The following is a 25,140-nucleotide window of genomic DNA, read 5'->3' on the forward strand; positions in this document are numbered from 1 at the left end:
TGCAACGAGGGGTTTCTAATCTTGTCGTTTTTAACGACCTTATAAATGGCATTTAAAATGCCCGGAAACCTTACCCCTCGTTACAAACGAGGGGTAGCCAGGTTAACCAGTAAGTTTTTTATTTTACCAGATTTTTAAAAGCTGATCCAAAAATGAGGTAGCTGGTATTTCCTCCAATGGTACCTTCGTTTTGGCCCCACAAAAACGGCCAGTCGTCGTAATTTTCAAAATGGTCGGGTTGCCTGAACAATACGCCGGGAGCAACATTGCCCGGTATAAACGAGAAATCGGCCCTATTGTTACCATAAAAAACTGCTTTGGGACGAGCAGCACCCACCGTTGCCACAAACGAATAATTGTGATACGGATGGCAGCCAAACAGCCAGTTGGTGGCCTTAAATGCATGGCTTGCGTCAATAATATCAGGGAAATACTGGCTGGCAAAACAAATGGTAGTTCCAAAGCTAACAACACCGCCGTTGCCTGCCCAGTTCCGAAGGCCAATCGGCACTCCGTACGGATTATCCTTTTCAAGCTCTTCTATATATTCTTTGTATTTTACCACATACGGCTGCAGCTTTTCTTTGTACGCTTCGTCCATGTGCGGTATGGCATGTAGTGCTGTTAAAATGCTGAAACTCACGTTACGGTCGAGTGCAGGCCATAGCAATTCCTGAAACTTATCGATATATTGCTGCTCGCCGGTTGAAATGTACAGTTGAAGATTGGTGCCCATATCTGCACCCCAGCCCCATCTGCGGTTGTCCTCCGGCACATTGGCAAGTAATTCAGTAGACTCTTTCAGCAGTCTTTTCGACTGTATCAACGCCCTTTCCGAAAGATCGTCGTTATAGCCTTTCAGAGCACGGCTTGTTGCGGCAAACATAGCAGCGGCCCTGAGATCGAGGCTGGGATTACGGCTTGTGAACGCCCACATATCATCTTTTACACCGCTTGATTTGCCATCGCGGGCTACTTCGTACGGCCCCAAATTTGGATTATACGGAAGGCCGTCGGTTATTGAAGCGGCATCGCCAAGGTGATGATAATTATCGAGAACAGAGTTGGAAAGCGTTTGTGCCATATGACCGATAATTTCAGCCTGGGCCACAAGGTTCATTGTTCCGTGCTCGATATACTGCAAAATATCGGGTGTTCCATCCGGACGATGAAGATCAACATATCGCTGCTCCTCGTCAACAAAAGTCTGATCGCGCAAGGGTTTGAAATACTCCCATGTTTGAACGAAATTCTGAACAACGGAAATGTTCGATCCGGTTTCTATATCAAAATCCCCGGCATCGAAAAAGCCACCAACGTTTAATCCCGGAATGGTTTCCAGCGCTTTGTATTTGGTATCGGTGGTTGGGCCCTGGCCATGCAAATCGAAGTGATCGGTGTTTGGCGGAGCCTGAAGGTAGCCTTCTTTAAAAGGTTCGCCGTGCCACACCCTGTAAGCTTCGTTCACAAACATGTGGTTCATATGAATCGGAACCCAAACATCGCTGGTGGCGTCGGTAATCCAATCGTAAACGTTATCTTCAATTATAAAGTTATTTGTTTTACAATCGCCATACTGAATGTAGTAAATACCGGGTGTTTCAACAGACGAAAAATCAAATTTCACGTAGTGATATTTATAATAGTCGCCCCACGATTCGATTTTGCCACTGAATACTTCGGTTGCATTGCCATCGTCGCCTACTTTGTAAACAGATGCTTTCGCAAGCGGCTGATCTTTTTTGTCGAGTTCAATAACAGAAACTTTTTGTTGCGAAGGCAGGTAGCCAACCTGCGAAAAACCAATATTGGGCTCTCTTACCCAGCCTTTAATGGCATTGGGTTCAGCGGTCCAGGTTAAAACCTTGCCCGTTTTTCCGGCCGGAAGTAAACTGCGAACTACATACCAGCCGTTTTGGGCCAGCACACGGCCATCAAAAAGCATAATGTCGGCATCAGCAGAAGTGATCTTCACCATGCGTTCGGGCTCATCGGGAGCAAGAAGCATTGTTCGTCCGGTTTCGAGCGGAAGCGGATCGATAAATTTGCCGGTTCCCCTGTCGTCGGAAGTTACATATCCTTTAAATTGTTTGGGTTTTTCGCTGTTGGGCCTGGTAATGGTATTACTTGCCACGTAGCGCGAAAAGCGGTTAATACGCCCATCCATTAAATAGGTTTTTCCCCAGTACTGCGACGGCAAAAACTCAAGATTAAACCCGGCACTCCCTTCTACAGATTCAGGAAGAGGTTCGTCGAGGAAAACAGATATCTCAACACCTTTGCCCTTAGCTGTAACTATCACGCGCGATTCGAAATCGTAATCCTCATACCGTAAGATTGCCGAAATACTGTTGCTTACACTGTCAACTGTTCGGGTTGGTATTTCAGGCACCAGATCCCACTGCTCCGGGGTATGCGAAAGTCGAACGGCACCACCTTGTGCGGTTCTTACTCCGTGGTGGATTAATTCTATACCGGCGTTTTTTTCGTCGTTAAAGCCCCCGGTAAAAAGGTTACTGTACACCAATACATTCACGCCTTGCGTTTCGAAATACTCAAGATCGTTGAGTACCATATCCTGGTTTGGTTCAGGACTACATGCCGCCAGTAGCAGCAAAATGAATGATAAAAATGAAAGTTTTTTCATAAAGTTAAGTTGGTTATATCGATTTATTATGTTTTGTTATTTTATAGCCGAACTCTGGCTACTATAAACCCAATTTCCATTTTCAATATTAACTGATATTCAGTGAACAGCTGTTTAAATTTAGATTCGGTATTTAAGAAAATAGATAATTCTCCGGGTTCTCCTGCGGCTCGTTACGAAGAAAGGGGAGCTGAGGTATCCAATCCGTACCGGGTTATCGTCAACAACCTTCAACTCTCTTTTACTAAACTCTAATCCGTACCGGATTTTTAAATAGCCGAAAGAAAACTCCATCGGAGTTTGATTATAATAATGAGAATATACCTGTAGAATTACAACCCCGTCGGGGTTGGATTTTCATTTGGAAAGGCCTCGTTTTTAACAAGGGGTAGTTGTCTTTTGTTATGCCGGAGGCATCAAATATTTAAAGTATGCTTCTAATGAAAAAAGATTCGACTCCGGCCAGAGTCGTACCTATCATGTGAATTTGAATTTGCTATAAATATGTGAATCCGCTGGATTCTTTTTAGATTCTACTGATGAATCCTGATCCACTCAACCGTTGAATCGTTCTTAAACTTTACCACCATAAATTTGCTGTGCAGCGGCCAGAAGAGCAGCCGTTCCTGCTTAATCAGATAATAAATGTAGTTTTCGTTGTTGCGGTCGGGCTCGCCAAGCAAATCAATAATTTGCGATTGCTGAAGCGATCGGATGGTGTCGTTGTAAACCACATCGTTAACCATTTTGTCGCGAAAAGGGTAGTTCCTCCCCTCTTTGGTTTGCCACTTCGTTTTATCGAAAACCAAAGCACTGGATGGTTTATCAGACATGCCCGGTTCGTAATTTTTAACCTCCGAATTACAGGCCATGCAAAAAACAAGAACAACAACGCTGAAGAATGGTATCGCTTTCATTTGCAGGATTTTTTCATTTCAAATATACCGCAACGCTACACGGTCAGTTCAATTCCTTCGGGGCGTGTATGTTTCCACCGGCGGTGCGACCATAAATAATATTCGGGTGTTTCGCGTATCACTTCTTCCATTTTCCGAATGTAGGTAAGCAAAATATCTTTCGATTCTACTTTCGACGGGTCCTCAATAAGTTGCGTAAAATGAGCTTCGTAATGGCCGCGCTTTAGTTTTTTTAGATGCAGGAAAAATATGGGCTGATTGGTTTTAATGGCAATCTTTTCGGGGCCGGTAAAAAACGGTGCTTCCCGGTTTAGAAACACGGTCCAGAACGGCGAATTGGCAGCTGGCGTCTGATCGGCTGCCAACCATAAAACGGCTGGTTCGCCACGTCGGACATGCTCGATTGCTGCGCGTGCCGATTTGTGTACCGGCACCGATTCGCCCCCCCACTTGCTTCGCGAGTGTTCAATATATTTTTCAAAAGCCATATTTCCCCGAATCGGATTCACAATCATCAGCAGTTTATGCGCCGATTTGGTTTGAATAGAGCTGCACCACTCCCAGTTGTTGTAATGAAATCCGAGCAGCATAATACTTCGTCCTTCCCGGGCATATTGTTGTGCCTCTTCCAGACCTGTAACTTTCAGGCGCTTATCCATCTGCTTTTCGCTCATGCTGTGCAACTTGATAGTTTCAAGTGAAAAGTCGCAAAAATGACGGTAATAGCGGTGCATAATTTTACGAATCTCCTCCTCGCTTTTCTCCGGAAACGAATGGCGAAGATTATCCAGAATCACCTTTTTACGGTAGCCGACAACATACCGAACCACCAGGTAGAAAAAATCGGCAATGCCGTAAATGACCCAAAATGGCAGCACCGAAATAAATTTTAACAGCAGTACTACACCACCGTTTAACAGGCGTTTAAAAAATCCTTCGTAATAGCGTTTATCTTTTTTGCGTAAGCTCTCGTCAACCATACTAAAAAACTATTGAATTAAAGCTGTGCCCTCCGGGCGTTTGTGCTTCCATCGTTTGTGGCTCCAAAGATAATACTCCGGATTCGATTTTATCACTTCCTCCATTTTTTCGATGTAACGCAACAAAATCTCCCGCTCATCAGTTTGCGTAGGTTCTTCTACCAGTAACGAGTAACTGTATTCGTACATCCCCCGCCCCAGGCGTTTAGCCTGCTGAAAAAATATGGGTTGATTGGTTTTTCGTGCAATTTTTACCGGACCACGGAAAAAAGCGGCTTCGCGGTTCATAAACACCGCCCACAGTGGCGAACTAGCCAGAGCCCTCTGATCGGCAATTAATCCGAGCACAGCCGGCTCCTGTTTTTCAAAAAAGCGGTAAGTTACTTTTGCTGCAAGCCCCATCTGAACGGCTTCGCCACCCCAACGCTCGCGCGCTTTCTTCAAAAAATTGTCCATTGGTTCGTTGTCGCGCATTTTGTTGTACACCATCAGCAACTTACAGTTTATTTGCTGCTGCAAGGCCCCCGACCATTCCCAGTTATTGTAATGAAATGCCAATAATAGGGCGCCATTTCGTTTTTCAGCTAAATCATTTAGCTCCTCGGCACCTGAGAATTTTATACGTTTCTTCAGTTCCTTTTCCGACAATCGGTAAAGTTTAATACTCTCTAACGACACATCGCAGAAATAGCGGTAAAACTTATTCCGGAGCAGAAGAATCTCTCTTGCACTTTTCTCCGGAAATGCGTGTATTAAATTATCGGTGATTACTTCGCTGCGGTACTTCACCAAGTCTTTTATTATAAGGTACAACACATCCGACAAAAAATACAAACACACAAAGGGAAGCAAGGCAATGACTTTTAACATAACCACGACGGCCCATTTCCCGCCATACCCGAGAAGCACTGATAATTTTTGATTTTCTTTTTTCGATTTGCTCATTGTGTGTACTGCAAGCCCTGTTAAAATAGCTTAAAAAGCAGTTTCAAAACTACACTTTTAAGCTTACATTCGCTAAAAATATCTCTATATTCGGTTGATGAAAACAGGAAATATGAAACGCGCATGTAAGTTCTTTTCCTCCAGGATTATGCTTAAAACAATGCGAGTTCCATCTTATTCCTTAGAAAACAAATAATTTTAATTAGATGAAAACAACACTCACACTAATTTTGCTTTTAACAGGAATTTCTATAATGGCTCAAAATACATTTATTGCTCACCGCGGAGCTTCGTATCTGGCACCTGAAAACACAGTGGCTTCGGCAAAACTGGCATGGGAACTTGGGGCCGATGCTGTTGAAGTGGATGTTCACCTGACGAAAGACAACCGCGTAATCGTTATTCACGACAATGACACCAAACGTACCTGCTACGGAAAAACAAATCTTACCATTGCCAAAACACCATCTATCCTGCTGCGCGATTTGGACGCCGGCGTTTGGAAAGGGGAAGAATTTAAAGGGGAGAAGTTGCCTTTCCTGTCGGAGATAATTGAAACCGTTCCTGAAGGCAAAACACTCGTTGTAGAGATTAAAGCCGGAGGAGATGAAATTATTCCGGCACTTAGACGTATTGTTGATAACAGCGGGAAAACAGAACAGATTGTTTTTATCAGTTTTGGCTGGAAAACCATTGTTGCAGCGCATAAAGAATTTCCCGATAACAAATGCTACTGGCTGAGTTCTGTTAAACCGGGTCTAAAGAAAAAAATGGAAGAGGCCGCGGCTGAAGGACTTGCCGGCGTTAACTTAAAATATTCGGTTATCGACGAAGAAATTATGGCACAGGCCAAAGATCTTGATCTGGAAGTTCTTAGCTGGACCATCGACGACCCGGAAGAAGCCCAACGCCTAACCGATATTGGTGTAACCGGAATTACTACCAACCGCCCCAAGTGGCTGAAAGAACAAATGAATCAATAAAAAAGGGGACTCTAGTGCTTGATACTCCTTCGTTTTCATTGAACCCAGGAGTGGATTCTGTGCCAGTACGACTTCTGCCTTCACAAATCGTTAATCACCATACTTCATTCAAGTCACAAAAAAGGGCTGCCTTTTGTTAAAAGACAACCCATAGTTTCTGACGTTTTCTGAATACTTTTCCTGTATTCTTAAAGCTTTAATTACTTAACCACATTTCAAAAATAGAGCATTATTCTGTTAAGGCGATTTAACTAAGGTAAATTATTGTTAAACAATTTTTAGGAATGTTAAAAGTGTTAATTCAGGTAAAAAGGTGATGGTAAAGAAATTACCCGCAATGTTTTTGGGCAACAACCAGCTGAAAAGCTCCTTTACCGATGAGTTTTGATCGTTTAATCACAAATCCGTTGACCGGTAAAATAGTAGTCAAACCACCTGCTTTTGTATAGCTTTTAAAATTACGGTTGTGTTCAACTCCTGCCAGAAACTCGGCAACTTTGCTGCCAACACCCAAATAATTTTTGGGCAAGGGAACGGCATAATCCAACACTACAATTCTTTCAGCCACTTTTTTCACCTCAGCAAAAATGGCTTTATATAACCCCGGCTCAAACTGGTGCAAAGCCATGGAAAGTATAGCCACATCAAATTTTTGCTGATAAAACATACTTAAGTTAGTGGCATCGCAAACAACAAAAGAAGCATTGATAATCTTTTTCTTTTTGGCATGGTTGGTAGCATAACTTATCATCGATGCAGAAAGATCAACGCCGGTTACCGATTCTGCTTTATCGGCAAGCTCAAACAACTGCGCACCTGTTCCGCAAGCAATGTCAATTACAGTATCGCCTTTGTTAATTTCATGAGCAAGCCGTTTGCGCAGATTTCCGAGCAGCGGATCGATTATTGTACTGTAAACAAAGCCGGTCTCCAACATTTAATTTGTCTTTACTGATTTAAAAAAGTCCCAAATCACATCGCAGCCATTGATATCTTCATTCATATTACCGATCAACTTCTTCGGTAAATATTGTCGGGTGCCCGGCCAGGTATGACCTCCATTTTCAATTCTAATATTTATTAACCGGATGTTTGGATCATCCGGATTTTTCCAAACCGTTTTATGAACCATACAATCGTCTGCTGTATTTTTATCGGGCAGTTCGCTCTCTTCGGCTAATTCGAAACATCCATTTTGTTGTTTCCAGAAGTTTACGCTTTTATCAACGCTCACCACCTCTCCCCTTTTTTGTTTTAAAACGGTTACCGGCCCGCCGTTGTATGGAACCAAGGGATCAGCAGTGCCGCAAATAAATAACACCGAAACAGGATTTTCATGGACAATTTGTTGCTGATCTTCACTCATATTTGCCGCCACAACAGCAATAGCTTTAAAAACTTCGGAGCGTTCAAGCGCCAATCGCTGCACCATAAATCCACCATTAGAAATTCCACAGGCAAAAACACGATCTCTATCAATTGAAAGTTTTTTATCGAGATCGTCGATCATTACATCAAAAAAGCCCGCATCATCGATATTCAATCTGCGGGCAAGAGCCAACGTGTCGCGGTCGCCATCGTTCCACCCTCTTTTATAGCCATTCGGATAAACGGCAATAAAACCATCTCGCTCAGCCAGCTCATTAAAACGATACTTTGTAAATCGTGGCATGCGGCCCGCTCTTCCGCCTCCACCGTGTAAAATAAATACAACCGGATAATCGTTTCGCTCTGAATAATTTTCGGGAACAAACAATTCGTAGTTTCGCTCCAGCCCGTCAACTTCAACATGCATCGTTTCCGTCCATTGCTGCGCAAAAGTGAGTTCAGTAAGAAAAACGATAGTTATTGATAGCAGCATTTTGTACATTTCAGGCAATTGCTTTACTTCATAAACTCTATGAAGTTTGTTTTGTTGTTATCAATGTTTAAAATTAAAATTAATGAAGAATTTTCTGATTCTAAGTACTCTTGCGTTGTTATTATTCTCCTCGTTTAAATCCGACAAACCGGCCTACGTGCTTTTTAATAAAGATGGCAAGCCGGTGAAATACGAAAAAATGTTGAAGCAAATGGAAGACGCCGACATCGTATTGTTTGGCGAGTTGCACGACAATCCTATTTCGCACTGGCTGCAGCTGGAACTCACAAAAGACCTGTATCAACAACAGGGTAAAAACCTGGTTCTGGGTGCCGAAATGTTTGAAAGCGATAACCAGGTGATTATGGATGAATACCTGTCGGGAAAAATATCGAACCGGAATTTTGAAGACGAAATACGTTTGTGGCCCAATTACAAAACCGATTATAAACCGCTGGTGGAATTTGCCAAAGACAGTGGCCTTTATTTTGTGGCCACCAATGTTCCGCGTCGTTATGCATCGCTGGTTAATTCAAAAGGTTTTGAAGGGTTGGAAGAACTTTCGGACGAAGCAAAAGCTTTTTTACCACCGCTGCCGCCTGCTTACGATTCAACGTTGAATTGTTATGCCAGTATGATGAAAATGGAAGGAATGGGTAGCCATGTTACGGCCAATTTCCCGAAAGCACAAGTCATAAAAGATGCCACCATGGCACACTTCATACTGCAGAACTGGGAGCCGGGAAAAGTACTTTTGCATTACCATGGCGCCTATCACTCGCAAAATTTTGAAAGTATTTACTGGTACCTCAAACACGAAAAACCGGAGCTGAACATTGTTACGATACATTCGATTACTCAGGATGATATTTCGGAATTAACAGAAAAAAATACGGGTGCTGCAGATTTTACGATTTGTGTGGATGAAGATATGACCCGAACACGATAAAAAAAAGCAGGAGCCTGGAATCCTGCTTTTATAAATGTCGTGTGACCGGAGAACGTCTTAATTCTTGTTTTTTGCTTTTTTTAAGCTTCTGCAAGTTATAGCAGGAAAGCCAAAAAGTAAATACCCAATATTGGGTATTTTTACGTACCTTGAGGAGGTTTAAATCTTTTTTGAAAGTCACAGAACAACATGGACAATACAAGTTTAAACAGAATGAAACAAGCCTGGGAGGCTAATAAGGTAATAAGTCCGGTGAAGTCGGAATTGTACCTGAACATTATTGAACAGGTGGTAAATCTGTTTACTCCCGGAAGTTTCTATTACTACATCATGAACTTCGGAACCCTTGAAATGGATTACGTTGATTCGCGTATAGAAACGGTTTTAGGCGTAAACACCAAAGACTGGAGCCTTGAACGATTGTTTGAGCTCGTGCACCCCGAGGACCAGGAGCAGATGCACCGCAAAGAGGCTAAAGCAGTAGATTTTACGCTTAACCGAATTGCGAAAGACGAAATATTAAAATATAAGGTGGTTTATCTTTTACGTTTGCGCCACGCCGATGGATATTACAAAACCATATTGCAACAGTCAAAAGCGCTCACCCTCTCCGAAGACGGCAAAGTTCAGCAGGTTTTGGGCATTCATACCGATGTTACACACCTGAACATGGAGATTGACCATAAAATTTCGTTTATCGGCGACGGGCTTCCCTCCTACTACTCGCTGTCAACCGATGACGATTATCACCCGGTGGAGCTCGATTATCACACGCTTTTTACAAATCGGGAAAAGGAAATTCTGGGCAATATTGCCAAAGGAAAAACATTTGCCGAGATTGCGGAAGTCTTAAATATTTCGCCTCACACCATTAATACCCACAAAAAAAATATTCTAAAAAAAACGGATTGCAACAACACCACCGAATTGATTGCACGTTGCGTTCGCGAAGGAGTAATTTAGCTAGCGGTAAAAATTCATTTCTTCAAGGTACTCCCAGCTTTTCTGTGGAAGAAAATGACGCACATCTTTACCCTCTTTTATGGCCTTACGAATAAACGATGACGAGATTTCCATTAACGGAGCATCTTTGGCCATCGTTATGTTTTTCTCGACCAGCACCTTATCCGGATCGAAACCGGGGCGTGGATAAACGATTATTCCGTAATCACCGAGTATTGTTTCGTAATTCTTCCACTTATGAAAGTTCTCGAGGTTATCCGATCCCATCAATATTTTAAAATAATAGTTCGGGTGCTGTTCTTTTAAATATGCCAGTGTGTCGACCGTATAACTGGGTTTTGGCAGGCTGAATTCGATATTTGAAGCCCGAAAGCGGTCATCGCCTTCAACAGCACGGTGCACAAGCTCCAAACGCTGGTAATCGTCCAACAGATTGTTTTTCTTTTTTAGCGGATTATGCGGCGACACCACAAACCAAAGCTGATCGATATCGGTGTATTCTACCATATAGTTGGCAATGGCCAAATGCCCGATATGTATGGGATTGTAGCTACCAAAATAAAGCCCAACCGTTAACTGTAGATTGGTTTTGGGTGCGAGTATGTCGGTGACGATGTTACTCATAGTAAAGCAAAAGTACAAAAATCCTAATTTCCAATTAGCTTGTGAACGTCATGCTGAACTTGATTCAGCATCTCCAGGGAGCAGATTCCGAAACCACCTCGGAATAATTAAGTGTTAGTTTGACAGAAAATTTGCAATAATTCTTTCAGCCTCCACAAAAGCGTCTTCCAGCTTGTCGTTAATAATCACCACATCAAATTGTGGTGCAAAACTTAATTCGTGCTCGGCTTTTGCCACACGCATCGCAATCTTTTCTTCGCTGTCGGTTGATCGCCCAACCAGGCGATTACGCAACTCCTCTACCGACGGTGGCTGCACAAAAACAGCCAGAGCCTCATCGCCGTAATATTTTTTAATATTCAGGCCACCAACAACATCCACATCAAAAACCACATTTTTGCCTTGCTCGCGAATACGTTCCACTTCGCTTTTCAACGTACCATAGCTAGTTCCTTTGTACACTTCTTCCCACTCCAGAAACTCGTCGTTTTCCACTTTTGCCAAAAACTCTTCACCCGATAAAAAGTAGTAATCTTTACCGTGCGTTTCGGTGTGGCGCGGTTCTCTGCTAGTGGCAGAAATTGAAAATTCAAGATCGAAACCTTGCTGTAATAAATGTTTTACGATAGTAGTTTTCCCAGCCCCTGATGGAGCTGAGAATATGATCAATTTTCCTTTCATTGTTTTAAGCTACGAGCCCCGAGCTGCTTGCTACGAGTTTTTAAATAAACTATAATACATTAAGTAGCTGCTCTTTAACGCGCTCCAGATGATCTTTCATTTGCACAACAATACGCTGAATATTGGTTTCGTTGGCTTTTGAGCCTATGGTATTGATCTCGCGACCAATCTCCTGCGAAATAAAACCAAGCTTTTTCCCCGATGCACCGTTTTGTTTGGCCGTTTCGAAGAAATACTCGCAATGATTGGCCAGGCGTACTTTCTCCTCGTTAATGTCCAGTTTTTCAAGGTAAAAGATCAGTTCCTGCTCAAAACGGTTTTCATCTACATTGCCATTCATTTTCAGCGCTTCCAGATTATCCGTTAAACGAACCTTCAACGCTTCAATACGCTGTTTTTCGAACGGCTCAACCTGTTTTAACAAACTACTGATGTTCTCCACATTGCCAATAATATCAGCCTCCAATGCTTTTCCTTCGTTCTCGCGGAAATCGTTAATATCGCCAAGTGCGGCAAGAATATTGGCATAAATGGTTTCCCATTCTGATTCATCGAGTGTTTCGTATTCGGTTTTCACCACATCGGGCAAACGCATAGCCGCCTGCAAAGTACTTTGGTCAACAGCCAATCCCAGTTCTTTGCTGATCTCATTCAGTTGATTGTAATAACCTTTCAGAATAGGCTCGTTAATTTTCGAATTGGTTTCGTCGCCCAGGTTTTCCACGTAAATGTTAAAATCAACTTTCCCGCGTACCAGTTTTTCGGCAATCGCTTTACGAATTATAATATCTTTTTCGCGATACAAGGCGGGAGTCCGGGTATTAATATCGATTTGTTTACTGTTTAGCGATTTAATTTCAATGGTAATCTTTTTGTTGTTTACCTCGAATTCGGCTTTTCCAAAGCCGGTCATTGATTTTATCATGTGGAATTAATTTTTATTCAAATTTAGTATAAAGTCTGTAAAAACAGCAGAACGGATTCCTGATGTTGAAAATTGGATGCTGGATTCTGGATATTTGATACTGGATACTCGATCCTGGATGCCGGATGCTCGATATTGGATTATAGATTCTGGATGCTGGATCATCATTAAAGCATTATCGCATTTAAGCATTCCTTCCCTTCAGTCCTTCAATCCCTCAGTCCCTCCATCTTATAAAATCGCTCCGGAACCGATCAATTCATCATCGAGATACCAGGCGGCAAATTGCCCGGAGGTGATTCCCCTTTGCTCGTTTTCGAACAGGAACCAGGCACCGTCTTCTTTTATATGTATCGTTCCTTTTTCCAGCGGCTGACGGTAACGAATACGGATATCAAAGTCGCGTTTTTCGCCATCCTGCATTTTTAGGTCGGGGCGTATCCAGTGCATATTTTCTGTGGCTACAAACAGTCCTTTGCGGTACAACCCGGGATGCTCAAAACCTTCGCCCACATATATAATGTTGCGTTTTACATCGGTGCCAAGAACAAAAAGCGGCTCTTTGCGGCCACCAATGTTCAGTCCTTTACGTTGTCCGACGGTATAAAAATGTGCACCCTGATGTTCGCCAATCACTTCGCCGTTCCACGGTTTATACGGAAAGGGAAAACACAGCTTTTTATAGTTTTCTTCCGAAACCTCAATATTCTTTTTCTTTTCCATGAATTTGGCCGGAATCTCAATAACATTACCCACTTTCGGTTCCAGCTGCTGCTGCAAAAAGGTAGGCAGATCAACTTTCCCAACAAAACAAATACCCTGCGAATCTTTACGCTCGGCAGTTGGCAGATTTTGCCGGCGTGCAATATCGCGCACCTCAGGCTTTAATAACTCACCTACCGGGAACATGGCTTTTGAAAGCTGTTTCTGGTTTAGCTGACACAGGAAATAACTCTGGTCTTTATTCGGATCTTTACCGGCCAAAAGCTGATGAATGGTTTCCCCATCCACTTCTACTTCCGACTTGCGGCAATAATGCCCTGTTGCCACAAAATCGGCATCAAACTTCAGGGCTTCTTCCATAAAAGTGTCGAATTTAATCTCGCGGTTACACAGCACATCGGGATTTGGCGTACGCCCGGCCTGGTATTCGGCAAACATATAATCCACCACGCGTTTTTTGTAATCCTCGCTCAAATCGACAATATGAAACGGGATATCGAGCTTTTTGGCCACCATTTTGGCAATCAGCGAATCTTCTTCCCACGTACACGAACTGGTAAGCACACCTTCGCGTTCGCGGTAGTTAATCATAAACAAACCGATCACCTCGTGCCCCTGCTCCTTTAACAGCCAGGCCGCCACACTCGAATCAACACCTCCGGAAAGTCCTACTACTACCCTGCTCATTTATACATTTTTAGGGCGGCAAAAATACAATGAAAAAGTGGAAAGGCAAAGAGAAGGATTAGTGATTAAGGATTAATTGAGTGAATGAGTGGGAAGTAGGAAAAGGCAAAGTGTCATCCTGAGCGGACCTGTCCCGATCGAAGCATCGGGAGTCGAAGGATGAATTTCGAATGATGATTAACGATTTCAGAATGAATAGGCAGTAGGCAAAAAACAATACGCAAAGTTCTACTGTGTCTTATGTGATCTATGTGGTTCAAAAAAAACAAGGCAAAAGTTGAGCGTAACGAATTGAAAATCGGCCACGGCCAAATCCCGACCGTCGCGTCGGGGGAAGGGTTAGCGATTAAGGATTAAATAGTAATTGTGCGAATTAGTAAATGAGTGATTGGGTGAATAAGGAAGTAAAAAAGATTGCTTTATGATGATTAATGATTTGTGAAACGGTTGGCGCCTGTTGTCGGGGCGATCCCGAAGCAATCGGGAGTGTCAGCCCCGCTCTTACCCCCGCCTGTCCTATTCCAAATTGTTACGCAACCGTCCTTTTTAATATTTCCATTTTGCACCTTTTTCTTCTGCATCTTCTTTTCTGTATTCCGCAATTTTTCGGATCAGATCTTCAGGGAGTGGCTTGTCATACTGAAATTGAACAGAATCCTGTTTTGTTGTATATTCACTAAGCTCTTTTTCAAATGGTTTCATTGCCGGGCCTGTTGGGGTGAAACTCAAATGAGATTTATGAGCAGAATAGGCGAAAAGAATTGTTACTGATTCAAACGCCGGTTTTCCCCACTTTAATCCCTCTTTCGCTTTTGGAGCAACACTTTTTAAAATTGCACGCAATTCGTTTATTCTCGATTGAGCAATTTCAGGCAATTCTTCAATGTATTCTTCAACACTGCTTGGCTTCTTTTTTTGCATATTTCTCATTTTTTAGGAATTCGTATTGCTTTCGAGTTTTGGCTCTTTTTAAGATCTTCAACGCGTACCAACTGGGCGCAAGATCTGACTTGCCAGACTGCTCATACTTCGCCTACGATCTGCAATTATTAGACGTATTAATTTTTCTTAATTAGTCTATCAATTTTTATCAAAAGAGCTGTTTCTATGCAATCTTTTAAACTTACCATAATTTCTTTAGGAGAGATTATAACTTCAAATTTTTGTCCATTTGTTTCATAAATTAATTGCAATGTAAGATAATCTTCATTTACTGGCCACCTCCTGTTTAAAGTACTATGTGTAAACTTGTTTCGAAAGTTAAAAAGCCAATTTCTTTTAAATTCATCATTATCTCCATTTAAGTCTAATTCTTGCTGAAGGAGTTTGTCTAGTTTTATGTCGCTTAGCAATTCTTTATAACAGTTTGTTGATTTGATAATATCCAAAGTGTTAAAAAAACTGTTTTTCACCCCATAATCTCTAATATACTTTTCATGGAGCTTCACAATTTCACTCTTTATATCCAGCTCATGTGAATGTGAAATATTATCAATTAGAGTATGAATTTCTTGATTCTTCCTCCAAACTAACCATTCATAAAAAGTCTTGTATCTTACTTTTTGACTCAGAGAATCAAAGCATGTTAAGCCCAAATAGAAAACCAAACCAAATATTCCGAACTTAATGTTGTTTTCATTTTGTATCAATTCATTAATCATAGAAAGTCTGTCAGATACAGATAAGATTTTCTCGAAGTCAAGCACTGTATTTTCAGTAGTTGAGCTGATAGCGAGTTGTTCAACTATTTTGGCATCTAATTTTTCAACTTTGTCTTTCGGTAATTTTAATGAATCATCAAGCGAAGAAAAGAATCTAGTTTTATCGTCTATTATTACAGATTTCAGATTTCTATTAAGTTCATCCTTATTAAAAATTTCATAGAATTCGTTAACTAGAAATTCTTTATCATATCTAAGCTTTTTCATCTATCTTCCAATTTTGTGACTTCGAAAGGTAAATTGTATCTTACTTGGCGAAAATCCGCCCCATGCAAACCACTGAACCTGCAATGAAATATGCAAAAGGTTACAAGCAGTAGTGGTTTATTTAAATAATTCTTCGACATCCAGTTTATTGTCATCTGCTACATTATTCCAATATATTATTGAATCTTGATTTTTACCAATCATGCTTACTTTAACGGTACAAGAATTATTATCCATTGGCAAATCTACAATGTTTAGTTTATACACTTTTGTCAAATTTAATTTTTCCGTTACGACATTTGGATGTAATGCAAAATTTACACTTTGTCTGTCTGATTGGTGACTTGGATAAATAAAAATATCAGTTCTCAAATTGTGTTTCGCATAGATGTAAGAGTGAGCAATAAAACTAGAAACAACATAAGAGTTATCATAAATGAAAAGATGGCTTAAAAATTCTAATATCTTTTTCATTCCATTAATCTCATCAATTGAATAGCCTTTAAGTGTTTCTTCTATTTGATTTAAATTGTCATCTGAAAGAGTTTTATAGATACTTGTATCCGCAAGATTTCCAAACAGAAATGGTGTAACTCGAAAGTCTAGACCAGGTTTTAAATCCCATCTAGATAAATAATAATTGTGTTTAGGATTTATGTTTTTTTCATTTCTAATTGTTTCAACAATTGCAGTCATTGGACTGTCTGCACAATAAAATACTGGGTGATATGGGATATTTGCTCTTTGAATATTTTTTATGACGTTATTAGGAGGATAGGAATATTCCGAGATCAAGGTTTTATTCATTGATCCTGTCTCTTTTCTAAGTCGATAAAAAGGGAAGGTAAAATCTTCACTTTTCATAATCTTGAGAATATGAGGGAATATCCCAAGTTTCTGGGTAAATAGTTGATGAAATCTTTTCTCAAATTTTTTGGGACTACTCTTTACTTTGTAATTATCCCACTTTTCAATAAGCAACAACTCATCGATACCTTTTTTAACATTCTCAATTTTAGGCAATTCTATTTTGTTTGTCATTTTATTGTTGGGTTGATTTTTATTGCTCCTAACTTTTTTCCCCATCAACCAAAAGCAACCATAACCCCTAACACCGAAATTATTGTCAACTTCAAGTATATTCTATACAAATTTGTTGCTTGCTGTTTTAATGCGTGTATCAATGGTTATAATCTTTAGTGCATTAAATATAATAATTATAATAAAAAGTGGGGAGGTGCCGGGCAATTATCTTATCAACCTCGCTTAAACCCATCACTCTGTTAAGTAATAAACCGTATTTTCCTGAAAAAGAACACCCTGAGACACAACAATTACCTTTTTGTGATACTTCTGTGATAAACCCAAACTACCTTTCGGATGTTCAACAAAGAAAACATTATCATGGAAAAGGCATTGATCATCGAAGACGACAAGGATATTTCCGAATTAGTTGCCATTCATCTAAGCGATATGGACCTGGAAGTTGACAAAGCTTTCGACGGGAAAGACGGATTAATGAAAGCGCTGAACAACCAGTATCGCTTTATTTTGCTCGATCTCCGGCTTCCGCTGCTCGACGGTTTTGAGATTTGTAAACGCCTGCGAATGGAAAAGGTAAACACCCCCATTTTAATGCTCACATCCAAATCGGAAGAGATCGACAAGGTGCTCGGGCTTGAAATGGGTGCCGACGATTATATCTCGAAACCTTTTGGTATTCGCGAATTGCTGGCACGGATAAAAGCGGTGCTACGGCGTTACGATTCCACGCAGACGAGTAATGAAACGGAAGAAAAAGAAATTCGTTTCGATGATCTGTACATCAATGTAGGGATGCGTATTGTTGAATTAAACGGGAAGCGGATTGAGCTTTCGCCAAAAGAATTCGACCTGCTGATTCACCTGGCGTCGCACCCCGGACGAACCTACACCCGCATGCAGCTGCTCAACCAGATTTGGGGCTACGAGTTCGAAGGATTTGAGCACACCGTTAACTCGCATATTAACCGCCTGCGCTCGAAAATTGAAACCAATATGAACGAACCGCAATACATACTTACCACCTGGGGAGTTGGATACAAATTCAGAGAAAATTAAAAGTAAAAAAAGATGAAGACTAAGATATTTAACCGATTGTACCTGCAGGTGTCAGCCATATTTTTGCTGGTACTTTTTATGTTTACGGCCATTGCGCTGTATATTTCGGTACAATCGTCGGCCAAATATTCGGTAGAGGTGAACCAGCGCCTGAACCGCAACCTGGCCACCAGCACTGTGGAAGTTATTCAGCCGCTGATGAAGGACGACATTGCCAGCGACGAGGCCATTGCCGACATCATGCACTCGATGATGGTGATCAACCCGATTGTTGAAGTGTATTTGCTCGATCCGGAAGGAAAGATACTGAAATATGTAGCCCCTGAGAAAGTGGTAAAACTCGAGCGCGTAAACCTGGAACCGATCAGGGAATTTATTGCCGACCCGGATCACAGCATTATTTACGGCGTCGATCCTCGGAATCCGGGAGAGTTTAAAACCTTCTCGGCCGCAACCATTACCGAAGGCGGTGTATTAAAAGGCTACATTTATATTGTGTTGGCCAGTCAGGAATATGTTTCGGCCGCACAAACCGTAATCGGCAGTTATATCCTGGGTTTGTCCATCCGCTCGGTTATTATTATCCTCATCATATCGGCGCTGGTGGGTTTGCTCGCCATTTGGGGTATTACCAAAAAACTAAACCCGATCATCGATGGAATTCAGGAATTTAAAAAGGGGAACCTGGCATCGCGTATTGCGGTGAAAAGCGAAGGAGAACTCGACCGGATTGCTTTGGTTTTTAACCAGATGGCCGACACCATTGAACAAAACATTCGAGAACTGGAAGGCGTTGACAACCTTCGCCGCGAATTGATAAGCAATGTGTCGCACGATTTGCGTACGCCGGTGGCTTCCATTCAGGGATATGCCGAAACGCTGATACTAAAACAGGATAATATTTCGGAGGAAGAACGCAATAAGTACCATCAGATCATTTTTAAAAGTTGTGGTCGTTTGCAACGGCTGGTGGAAGAATTGTTCGAATTATCGAAACTGGAAACCAACCAGATTGAACTACACACCGAGCCATTTTCCATTTCGGAGTTGGTGTACGATATCGTGAATAAATACCGCATCCTCTCGCAAAAGAAAGGTATCAATATCGACACGGTAATTGCCAAAAATGTTCCGGTGGTGGAGGCCGATATTTCGCTAATCAACCGGGTGCTGCAAAACCTGATCGACAATGCCATGAAATTTTGCCGCGAGGGCGACAGTATCCTCATTGAAATTGACACCAAAGAACCGGAAAGAGTGGAAGTCCGCGTTGTTGATTCCGGGCCGGGGATTAAACAGGAAGATCTGCCGAACGTTTTTCAGCGTTACTTTAAAGGGCGTAACGATGAGAACAGCACCGGCCTCGGGCTGGCCATCGTTAAGAAAATTATCGATCTGCATCATTCAAACATCCGGGTGCAAAGCCAGTACGGAAAAGGAGCTAAATTTATTTTCGATCTGCCTAAGGCGTTTTCGGCATAAGATTCGTTCTACTATTCACTTGGCTCAATAAGAATGTTACCCTGTATGTCAGCTGACGGATTACGTGTCTGTTCTTCGAATCTGGCATTGCGAGACTCTGCCCAAACCGGGCATAATGAGTTAATGACAGGCGATTAAAACCACCTCCCACAGCTTCGCTGCGTACTCCTCCTGTAAGGAGGAGAAAATTCGTAAACCAATTTTGGCTTTACAATAAAAAACAATGTAAGTAGCCGGAAATTTAGCTACGCTGTTTTTAAATTCCCCTCCTCCCAGGAGGGGAGGACCGCGTTTACAGCGGTGGGGTGGTCTAATTTTTCACATCTGCTATTGGCAACAAAGTGAAGCAATCTTAAAGCATTACAAAACCCTGAAAAAAGTTTATAAAAGCTTGAAATTCTTGTGACTTTGCTGTGATACTTTCTTCGGAATTTTGATGTGAGTTAACATTAAAATCTAAAAAAAATGAAAGCATTAAAATTTACAATGGTCGCAGCTTTGGCTGTAATCCTTTTTACAAGTTGCGAGAAAGACGAAATGATGGAACCGGAAACAAAAAGCGGAATGTTACCCGATGTGGTTCCTGCAAAAATGTACACGATAACGGTTGAAAACGTTTCTGTACCCTACCACTATTTTGAAGCAGGAGCCGAATTTGGCGTTACAGGCGGCGATGCAACTCCTCCGGCACATCCCGGCGAAACCATTACGGCTCATTTTCATGCCGGATCAAGTCACAAATTATCTTTTGCCTCCATGTATGGCGCATCAAACGACTGGTTTTATGCTCCGGGCGACGATGGAATTGAACTATTTCCCGGAGGAACAGCACTGGAGGGCGACATTACAAGTATGATCTATTTGTGGGATGCCGGAACCGAAGTTGACGGATCGACAACCGACGAAGAGGAAAGTAACCCGGTCGACATGGTTTCAACAACTGAAGAAAATATTCAGGTGCTTCTTGAATACAACGGTGAAAGCATGTTTACACTAACAATCAATGTGCTTCCCGGATCGGCAACACCACTTTCACCAACTGCCTGGGTGGTTCATTCAATGGATCAGCACCCGATTTTTATGGAAGGCGAACTGGATTACGGAAAGGGACTGGAAGCTTTGGCAGAAACCGGAAATGCAGGTCCGCTGGGTGAATACCTGGAAATGCACAGCGGTTATGTTTCGCCTGTGGCTCCCGTACTTTGGGCGGTTCATGCAAAAGACGAAATGCCTATCTTCACCAACAACACAGCCGATCGTGGCGAAGGTTTGGAGTTATTGGCAGAAACCGGAAATCCAGGAGATCTGGCTGCCAGCCTGATTGGAATGGGATATCACGCAGGTGCTTACGCTGTTCCTGACGGAAAAAACAGTGCAGGTCCGCTTTTCCCCGGCGATAAATACACCTTTAGTATTGATGCCCAGCCGAACCAATACCTGAGTATTGCAAGTATGTTAGGTAACTCCAACGATATTTTCTTTGCCTTTGGCGACAGTGGCATTAAGTTGAACTTCGGTAACGAAGCCCAGGATATAACTGACGAAATTATGCTGTGGGATGCCGGAACTGAAGTAAACGAATACCCGGGAACAAAATCGATGGATGAAGACGAAGGCGGTCTGGTTCGTTTACTCGACGACGGCTTTATGTATCCTGACGTAGATAAAATTATTAAGGTAACAATCAGAAAAAGTAAGTAGGTGCGAGGGAAAATGAGAGCAAAGAATCCGTCGGTGAAAGCCGGTGGATTTTTTATTTCTTTTTTAAACGATTCGTACCGTAACAATCCATCCACCGTTCAGGGAACCAAACTTGAATAGAATTTCGAATGATGATTAACGATTTTTGATTGCAGAATGAGTAGGCAGTAAGCAAAAAACAGTCGGCAAAAGTAATTTGATCTTTGTGTCTTTGCGTCCTTGTGTTTAAACTCGTCTTCCAGCGATAATCAGCTAAATCAGTCTTATCAGCGTTCAAAACTTTTATTGTTTTTTCAATCGGTTGGTGCCAAAACAAGCCATTTCCCTTTCCGGGAAACCAACATCAAAAACAGTTTCTATCTCGTTATAGGCGATAATATTTATGGTGAAACGCGCCCGGCCTCCCGGAACAAAGTTTTCAATCCGCTCTGTTTCAAAAACCATCTTTTTAGGTGTTGAAATGGAATCATTCAAAGCATATTCAGTAAAATAACCTTCGTTGTGGTATTGACGGAACATCACCACTTTTCGGGCACTGTCGAAACTGATAATTCCTTTGTCGTCGTGTTTTTCACCTTCGGCATTTTGTGCTGTTGGTTCAAACTCTGAGTGGTGCTTTACTTCGATGTATTGTTTATTCATCAGCCACGAATAATCGGCTGTAATTTTTGATTTTGCATTTCCAAAACCCTCGCCGGTACCTTCCCACTTTCCAATTATGGTTTCAAAACGACTTAAAGGATTTTCCTGTGCAAACAAGCTAAATGAGGTTACAACCAAAATGAAAGTGGCTAATCCTTTCCAATTCATTGTTTCTTTTTTTTCTGGTACGACTGACGGTGTTTGTGCTGGCTGTTTCCTTTTTTGTATTTATGAAATTTCCCGTGTCCGTGCTTTTTCCCTTTCGAAGGAGTCCGCCATGCAGGGCCTTCGCCAAACTGCTCGGGTAGCGGAATTTTAAATACTTCGCGCTCGATCAGCTCCTCAATACGATGGAACTTGTACATGTCGTCTTCGTTCACCAGGGTAAGTGCCACTCCTGTTGAATCGGCACGCGCAGTACGTCCAACGCGGTGTACATAGTCTTCAGCATCGCCCGGCACATCGTAGTTGATCACCAGGTTAATATCTTTAATATCGATACCGCGGCTCATTACATCGGTAGCCACCAAAATACGAATCCGCCTGGATCGAAATCCGTTCAGCACATTTTCGCGCTCACGTTGTTCCAGATCCGAAGAAATAGCTTCGGCATCAAAACCTTTCTTTTTTAGCCTTTTTGCCAATTCGTTGGTTACGCGCTTGGTTGAGCAGAAAATGATTACACTGCTGTAATCCGGATTTTCCGAAATGAGGTGCGCCACCAAATCGCCCTTTTGTTTATCGTAAATAAGGTACGCGGCCTGTAACACGCCTTCTGCCGGTTTCGACATGGCAATGTTTATCTCCTTAGGATTATTCAGAATCTCCGAAGCCAGCTTCCTGATCTTCGGTGCCATAGTTGCACTGAACATCAGCGTTTGGCGCTCTTTTGGCAGGTACGAAATAATCTTTGTAATGTCCTCGTAAAAACCAATATCCAGCATCCGGTCGGCCTCATCAAGAATCAGAAATTCGATCTTATCAAATTTTACGTATCCCAGGTTCAGGTGCGAGATCAATTTTCCAGGGGTAGCAATAATAATGTCGGCTCCTTTGGTCAATGCCCGTTTTTGTTGGCCCCATTCGTCACCATCGCCACCGCCATACAAGGCAATGGAATGGATGCCCATGGTATAGCCAATTCCCTGCACCTGCTGATCGATTTGCATGGCCAGCTCGCGCGTTGGTACAATAATCAGTGTTGAGGTTTCTCCGCCGGGTAAATCGGCAATTAAATCAAGAATAGGGAGCAAAAAAGCTGCGGTTTTTCCTGTTCCGGTTTGGGCACAGGCTATAAGGTCGCTACCTTCCAATATAATGGGAATTGCCTGCTCCTGAATCGGAGTAGCATTTTTAAATCCCATGTATTCTATGGCATCTAATAAATCGTAATTAATGCCAAGTTCTTCAAACGTCATTCAATACTTTTAATATGTGCTTACAAATGTAGTTAAAATAAACGGCACAGTAGGATTACACCACCTTATGTATGAACCAAACTGTCAACAATTAAAAAGATCATCATAAAAAGGTAAAGGAAGTTGAGTTTGTAGAATGAGGGGCGTACTTTAAACTCGTCCTGAACAAAAACCGCCATGGTGAGCGACGACAGGAGGTAAAAGATGTAAAATAGTAGCAAGAACATGATGAGTTTGTTGCCGATAACAAAAAAGATAACCAGGAATGCGGATGCTATTGTTGTGAGAATCCAGGTGTAGGTTACCCGTTTTATTTGCAGTTCGGAAAAAAGCTGGTTCAGACTGGGCATTTTTGCCAGTTTATATTGCTCGCCAAACATCAACAGTAGCAACCAGAAATGCGGAATTTGCCCGATAAAAAAGAAGGCTGCTACCAATAATATTATTTCAGAGGAAAGACTTCCACCCGCTCCGGCCCAACCGATCATAGGTGGAATTGCGCCAACCATCGACCCGGGAATAACCGCAAAAGCCGATACTTTTTTTAGCGGGGTGTAAACGCCGTTGTAAAAGAAAAGCGTTAGCCAGCTTAAAGCCAAAGCCATCGGCGGATTGCTAATAATAAGAACGATTGAACCAACAAAAGCAAAAGCAATGGCCACCAATAAAGCATTTTGGGGGCTGATTTTTCCACTAGGCAGCGGCCGATCTTTTGTGCGTGGCATTTGAGCATCAACATCGCGCTCCTGCCAGTGGTTGAGAACACTCGAACTGCAAGCCATAAAAAATACGCCCAGCAACAACCACCACCCCTGTGCATCAACATCGTGTGTAAAAAGCACATAACCGGTTAATGCCGATAAAGCAATGGGTAACGATATTCGCACCTTGCCCAATTCGTATATTATTTTTAGCTGCTGTTTCATATTATTTGAACCACATTAGACACATAAAATACATTAGTATTTTGCCTATTGTATTTTGCCTACTGCCTACTCAATTTCAAATTAATCCTTTATCACTAATCCTTTATCTACTTCACCGTTTTCAGGTACTCAATAATATTATTAATATCGTCATCTGAAAGTTGCCCTTCGTACGATACCATTAAGCCTTTATTGTATCCGTCCACAACATCGGCATTTGGTTCGTATATCGATTTCCGAATGTAATCTTCGTCCACCGTAACCTGACGTTTTTCGCGGCCGGTTTGCACCGTTTGTTCTTCGCCCCAAATACCTTTAAAACTTGGGCCAACCAATTTTGTTCCATCCAGTGTATGACAGGCAAAACAACCGATATTTTGCATAATCCGTTTACCCGTTGCAGCAGGCGATTCTATTTCAGCCACCGAAGCAGCAACACTTGTTGTATCGGTTATCCACGACTGAAAAGCAGAATCTTCCATCACCTCCACATAAGTGTACATATAGGAGTGTTGCAACCCGCAATATTCGGCACAGAACAGTTCGTAGGTTCCCACTTTTTGCGGCTCAAACCACATGAAATTATCTTTTTTACCGGGTACCATATCCTGCTTCACACGAAATGCCGGGATGTAAAGACTGTGCAACACATCCATGGCCACCAGGTTTAATTTAACCGGCTGGTCTTTTGGCAGGAAAAGCGTATCGGTACGTCGGCCATTTTCATATTCAAAACTAAAGTTCCACATCCGTCCGTAGGCGGTAATTTCCATCGCGTCTTTTGGTGCGCGTTGCATGGGTTTCCACCCTGCCCAGCCGTAGTAAAACATCAGCATGGTAATAAGAAAAGGAATAACAGTCCAGATAATTTCCAATTTGGTGCTTCCTTCAATCTGTGTTGCTTTCGGATTTTTTTTCTTGTTGTATTTAAAAATGAAGACAAGCATTACCACCGTTAGCCCAATAAGGAACAAAAACGATATGCCCATTATGACAAGAAATGCAGTGTCGACACCCTGAACAAAATTTGAGGCTTTGGTTATTTCTGAGCTATACAT

23 protein-coding genes are annotated in these 25,140 nt (G+C 42.0%); 6 read left to right on the forward strand and 17 right to left on the reverse strand.

Annotated elements, in window-relative coordinates:
• Positions 1-118: 118 nt before the first annotated feature.
• From G4420_RS03845 to G4420_RS03860, 4 genes are all read right to left on the reverse strand, one after another.
• Positions 119-2,647 (reverse strand): cellulase N-terminal Ig-like domain-containing protein, encoded by a 2,529-nt coding sequence (locus G4420_RS03845; RefSeq protein WP_163322247.1) that lies wholly within the window; start codon positions 2,645-2,647, stop codon positions 119-121.
• A gap of 533 nt (positions 2,648-3,180) precedes the next feature.
• Positions 3,181-3,564: a hypothetical protein gene (locus G4420_RS03850; protein WP_163322248.1), complete on the reverse strand. Its 384-nt coding sequence runs from the start codon at positions 3,562-3,564 to the stop codon at positions 3,181-3,183.
• 35 nt (positions 3,565-3,599) lie between these two features.
• Positions 3,600-4,544 carry a lysophospholipid acyltransferase family protein gene (locus G4420_RS03855; RefSeq protein ID WP_163322249.1) on the reverse strand — a complete coding sequence of 315 codons (945 nt, stop codon included), beginning with the start codon at positions 4,542-4,544 and terminating at the stop codon, positions 3,600-3,602.
• Positions 4,545-4,553: 9 nt separating this feature from the next.
• Positions 4,554-5,489, reverse strand: a complete 936-nt coding sequence (locus G4420_RS03860; RefSeq protein WP_163322250.1) for a lysophospholipid acyltransferase family protein — start codon at positions 5,487-5,489, stop codon at positions 4,554-4,556.
• Between the two features lie 206 nt (positions 5,490-5,695).
• Between G4420_RS03860 and G4420_RS03865 the strand changes: the two genes are divergently transcribed.
• A complete protein-coding gene (locus G4420_RS03865) occupies positions 5,696-6,472 on the forward strand; it encodes a glycerophosphodiester phosphodiesterase (protein ID WP_163322251.1) in 777 nt (258 codons plus the stop codon).
• Positions 6,473-6,800: 328 nt separating this feature from the next.
• Here G4420_RS03865 and G4420_RS03870 read toward each other — a convergent pair whose 3' ends face one another.
• A complete protein-coding gene (locus G4420_RS03870) occupies positions 6,801-7,409 on the reverse strand; it encodes a class I SAM-dependent methyltransferase (protein ID WP_163322252.1) in 609 nt (202 codons plus the stop codon).
• Positions 7,410-8,333 (reverse strand): alpha/beta hydrolase family esterase, encoded by a 924-nt coding sequence (locus G4420_RS03875; protein ID WP_163322253.1) that lies wholly within the window; start codon positions 8,331-8,333, stop codon positions 7,410-7,412.
• 82 nt (positions 8,334-8,415) lie between these two features.
• Here G4420_RS03875 and G4420_RS03880 point away from each other — a divergent pair, with 82 nt between their 5' ends.
• Positions 8,416-9,282 carry a ChaN family lipoprotein gene (locus tag G4420_RS03880; protein WP_163322254.1) on the forward strand — a complete coding sequence of 289 codons (867 nt, stop codon included), beginning with the start codon at positions 8,416-8,418 and terminating at the stop codon, positions 9,280-9,282.
• A 213-nt stretch (positions 9,283-9,495) separates the two neighbouring features.
• Complete coding sequence (locus G4420_RS03885; RefSeq protein ID WP_163322255.1) at positions 9,496-10,245, forward strand: LuxR C-terminal-related transcriptional regulator; 750 nt, start codon at positions 9,496-9,498, stop codon at positions 10,243-10,245.
• On the opposite strand, the gene nadD is transcribed toward G4420_RS03885, so the two are convergent.
• The 7 genes from nadD to G4420_RS03920 all read right to left on the reverse strand — a co-directional run bounded on the left by nadD (position 10,246) and on the right by G4420_RS03920 (position 16,854).
• Positions 10,246-10,869 (reverse strand): nicotinate (nicotinamide) nucleotide adenylyltransferase, encoded by a 624-nt coding sequence (nadD, locus tag G4420_RS03890; RefSeq protein WP_163322256.1) that lies wholly within the window; start codon positions 10,867-10,869, stop codon positions 10,246-10,248.
• Between the two features lie 114 nt (positions 10,870-10,983).
• Entirely contained in the window at positions 10,984-11,550 is a 567-nt protein-coding gene (gene gmk / locus G4420_RS03895; RefSeq protein WP_163322257.1) for a guanylate kinase, read from the reverse strand.
• Between the two features lie 49 nt (positions 11,551-11,599).
• Complete coding sequence (locus tag G4420_RS03900; RefSeq protein WP_163322258.1) at positions 11,600-12,475, reverse strand: YicC/YloC family endoribonuclease; 876 nt, start codon at positions 12,473-12,475, stop codon at positions 11,600-11,602.
• 231 nt (positions 12,476-12,706) lie between these two features.
• Positions 12,707-13,885, reverse strand: coding sequence for a tRNA 2-thiouridine(34) synthase MnmA (gene mnmA / locus G4420_RS03905; protein WP_163322259.1), 1,179 nt, complete (start codon positions 13,883-13,885; stop codon positions 12,707-12,709).
• 546 nt (positions 13,886-14,431) lie between these two features.
• The gene (locus G4420_RS03910) at positions 14,432-14,806 is read right to left on the reverse strand and encodes an iron chaperone (protein ID WP_163322260.1); all 375 of its coding nucleotides are present in this window, start codon (positions 14,804-14,806) and stop codon (positions 14,432-14,434) included.
• 137 nt (positions 14,807-14,943) lie between these two features.
• Complete coding sequence (locus G4420_RS03915; protein WP_163322261.1) at positions 14,944-15,813, reverse strand: hypothetical protein; 870 nt, start codon at positions 15,811-15,813, stop codon at positions 14,944-14,946.
• 117 nt (positions 15,814-15,930) lie between these two features.
• Positions 15,931-16,854 carry an RES domain-containing protein gene (locus G4420_RS03920; RefSeq protein WP_163322262.1) on the reverse strand — a complete coding sequence of 308 codons (924 nt, stop codon included), beginning with the start codon at positions 16,852-16,854 and terminating at the stop codon, positions 15,931-15,933.
• A gap of 339 nt (positions 16,855-17,193) precedes the next feature.
• Between G4420_RS03920 and G4420_RS03925 the strand changes: the two genes are divergently transcribed.
• The 3 genes from G4420_RS03925 to G4420_RS03935 all read left to right on the forward strand — a co-directional run bounded on the left by G4420_RS03925 (position 17,194) and on the right by G4420_RS03935 (position 21,096).
• Complete coding sequence (locus G4420_RS03925) at positions 17,194-17,913, forward strand: response regulator transcription factor (protein ID WP_204273586.1); 720 nt, start codon at positions 17,194-17,196, stop codon at positions 17,911-17,913.
• Between the two features lie 12 nt (positions 17,914-17,925).
• Positions 17,926-19,395: a sensor histidine kinase gene (locus G4420_RS03930; protein ID WP_163322263.1), complete on the forward strand. Its 1,470-nt coding sequence runs from the start codon at positions 17,926-17,928 to the stop codon at positions 19,393-19,395.
• A 465-nt stretch (positions 19,396-19,860) separates the two neighbouring features.
• Positions 19,861-21,096, forward strand: a complete 1,236-nt coding sequence (locus tag G4420_RS03935; RefSeq protein WP_163322264.1) for a spondin domain-containing protein — start codon at positions 19,861-19,863, stop codon at positions 21,094-21,096.
• Positions 21,097-21,378: 282 nt separating this feature from the next.
• Here the strand turns inward: G4420_RS03935 and G4420_RS03940 are convergent, their stop codons facing one another.
• From G4420_RS03940 to coxB, 4 genes are all read right to left on the reverse strand, one after another.
• On the reverse strand, positions 21,379-21,906 hold the full coding sequence (locus tag G4420_RS03940; protein WP_163322265.1) for a hypothetical protein: 528 nt from the start codon (positions 21,904-21,906) through the stop codon (positions 21,379-21,381).
• Entirely contained in the window at positions 21,903-23,156 is a 1,254-nt protein-coding gene (locus tag G4420_RS03945; protein WP_045026121.1) for a DEAD/DEAH box helicase, read from the reverse strand. The genes G4420_RS03940 and G4420_RS03945 overlap by 4 nt, the downstream gene beginning before the upstream one ends.
• 65 nt (positions 23,157-23,221) lie before the next feature.
• Complete coding sequence (locus G4420_RS03950) at positions 23,222-24,082, reverse strand: protoheme IX farnesyltransferase (RefSeq protein WP_163322266.1); 861 nt, start codon at positions 24,080-24,082, stop codon at positions 23,222-23,224.
• Positions 24,083-24,189: 107 nt separating this feature from the next.
• Entirely contained in the window at positions 24,190-25,140 is a 951-nt protein-coding gene (coxB, locus tag G4420_RS03955) for a cytochrome c oxidase subunit II (protein WP_163322267.1), read from the reverse strand.

Source organism: Draconibacterium mangrovi (assembly GCF_010586825.1).
Classification (GTDB): domain Bacteria; phylum Bacteroidota; class Bacteroidia; order Bacteroidales; family Prolixibacteraceae; genus Draconibacterium; species Draconibacterium mangrovi.

Bases quoted from the DNA above. Each gene is read 5' to 3' on its own strand.
- G4420_RS03845 (WP_163322247.1), bottom strand. From the start codon at position 2,647: ATGAAAAAACTTTCATTTTTATCATTCATTTTGCTGCTACTGGCGGCA.
- G4420_RS03850 (WP_163322248.1), bottom strand. From the start codon at position 3,564: ATGAAAGCGATACCATTCTTCAGCGTTGTTGTTCTTGTTTTTTGCATG.
- G4420_RS03855 (WP_163322249.1), bottom strand. From the start codon at position 4,544: ATGGTTGACGAGAGCTTACGCAAAAAAGATAAACGCTATTACGAAGGA.
- G4420_RS03860 (WP_163322250.1), bottom strand. From the start codon at position 5,489: ATGAGCAAATCGAAAAAAGAAAATCAAAAATTATCAGTGCTTCTCGGG.
- G4420_RS03865 (WP_163322251.1), top strand. From the start codon at position 5,696: ATGAAAACAACACTCACACTAATTTTGCTTTTAACAGGAATTTCTATA.
- G4420_RS03870 (WP_163322252.1), bottom strand. From the start codon at position 7,409: ATGTTGGAGACCGGCTTTGTTTACAGTACAATAATCGATCCGCTGCTC.
- G4420_RS03875 (WP_163322253.1), bottom strand. From the start codon at position 8,333: ATGCTGCTATCAATAACTATCGTTTTTCTTACTGAACTCACTTTTGCG.
- G4420_RS03880 (WP_163322254.1), top strand. From the start codon at position 8,416: ATGAAGAATTTTCTGATTCTAAGTACTCTTGCGTTGTTATTATTCTCC.
- G4420_RS03885 (WP_163322255.1), top strand. From the start codon at position 9,496: ATGAAACAAGCCTGGGAGGCTAATAAGGTAATAAGTCCGGTGAAGTCG.
- nadD (WP_163322256.1), bottom strand. From the start codon at position 10,869: ATGAGTAACATCGTCACCGACATACTCGCACCCAAAACCAATCTACAG.
- gmk (WP_163322257.1), bottom strand. From the start codon at position 11,550: ATGAAAGGAAAATTGATCATATTCTCAGCTCCATCAGGGGCTGGGAAA.
- G4420_RS03900 (WP_163322258.1), bottom strand. From the start codon at position 12,475: ATGATAAAATCAATGACCGGCTTTGGAAAAGCCGAATTCGAGGTAAAC.
- mnmA (WP_163322259.1), bottom strand. From the start codon at position 13,885: ATGAGCAGGGTAGTAGTAGGACTTTCCGGAGGTGTTGATTCGAGTGTG.
- G4420_RS03910 (WP_163322260.1), bottom strand. From the start codon at position 14,806: ATGCAAAAAAAGAAGCCAAGCAGTGTTGAAGAATACATTGAAGAATTG.
- G4420_RS03915 (WP_163322261.1), bottom strand. From the start codon at position 15,813: ATGAAAAAGCTTAGATATGATAAAGAATTTCTAGTTAACGAATTCTAT.
- G4420_RS03920 (WP_163322262.1), bottom strand. From the start codon at position 16,854: ATGACAAACAAAATAGAATTGCCTAAAATTGAGAATGTTAAAAAAGGT.
- G4420_RS03925 (WP_204273586.1), top strand. From the start codon at position 17,194: ATGTTCAACAAAGAAAACATTATCATGGAAAAGGCATTGATCATCGAA.
- G4420_RS03930 (WP_163322263.1), top strand. From the start codon at position 17,926: ATGAAGACTAAGATATTTAACCGATTGTACCTGCAGGTGTCAGCCATA.
- G4420_RS03935 (WP_163322264.1), top strand. From the start codon at position 19,861: ATGAAAGCATTAAAATTTACAATGGTCGCAGCTTTGGCTGTAATCCTT.
- G4420_RS03940 (WP_163322265.1), bottom strand. From the start codon at position 21,906: ATGAATTGGAAAGGATTAGCCACTTTCATTTTGGTTGTAACCTCATTT.
- G4420_RS03945 (WP_045026121.1), bottom strand. From the start codon at position 23,156: ATGACGTTTGAAGAACTTGGCATTAATTACGATTTATTAGATGCCATA.
- G4420_RS03950 (WP_163322266.1), bottom strand. From the start codon at position 24,082: ATGAAACAGCAGCTAAAAATAATATACGAATTGGGCAAGGTGCGAATA.
- coxB (WP_163322267.1), bottom strand. From the start codon at position 25,140: ATGTATAGCTCAGAAATAACCAAAGCCTCAAATTTTGTTCAGGGTGTC.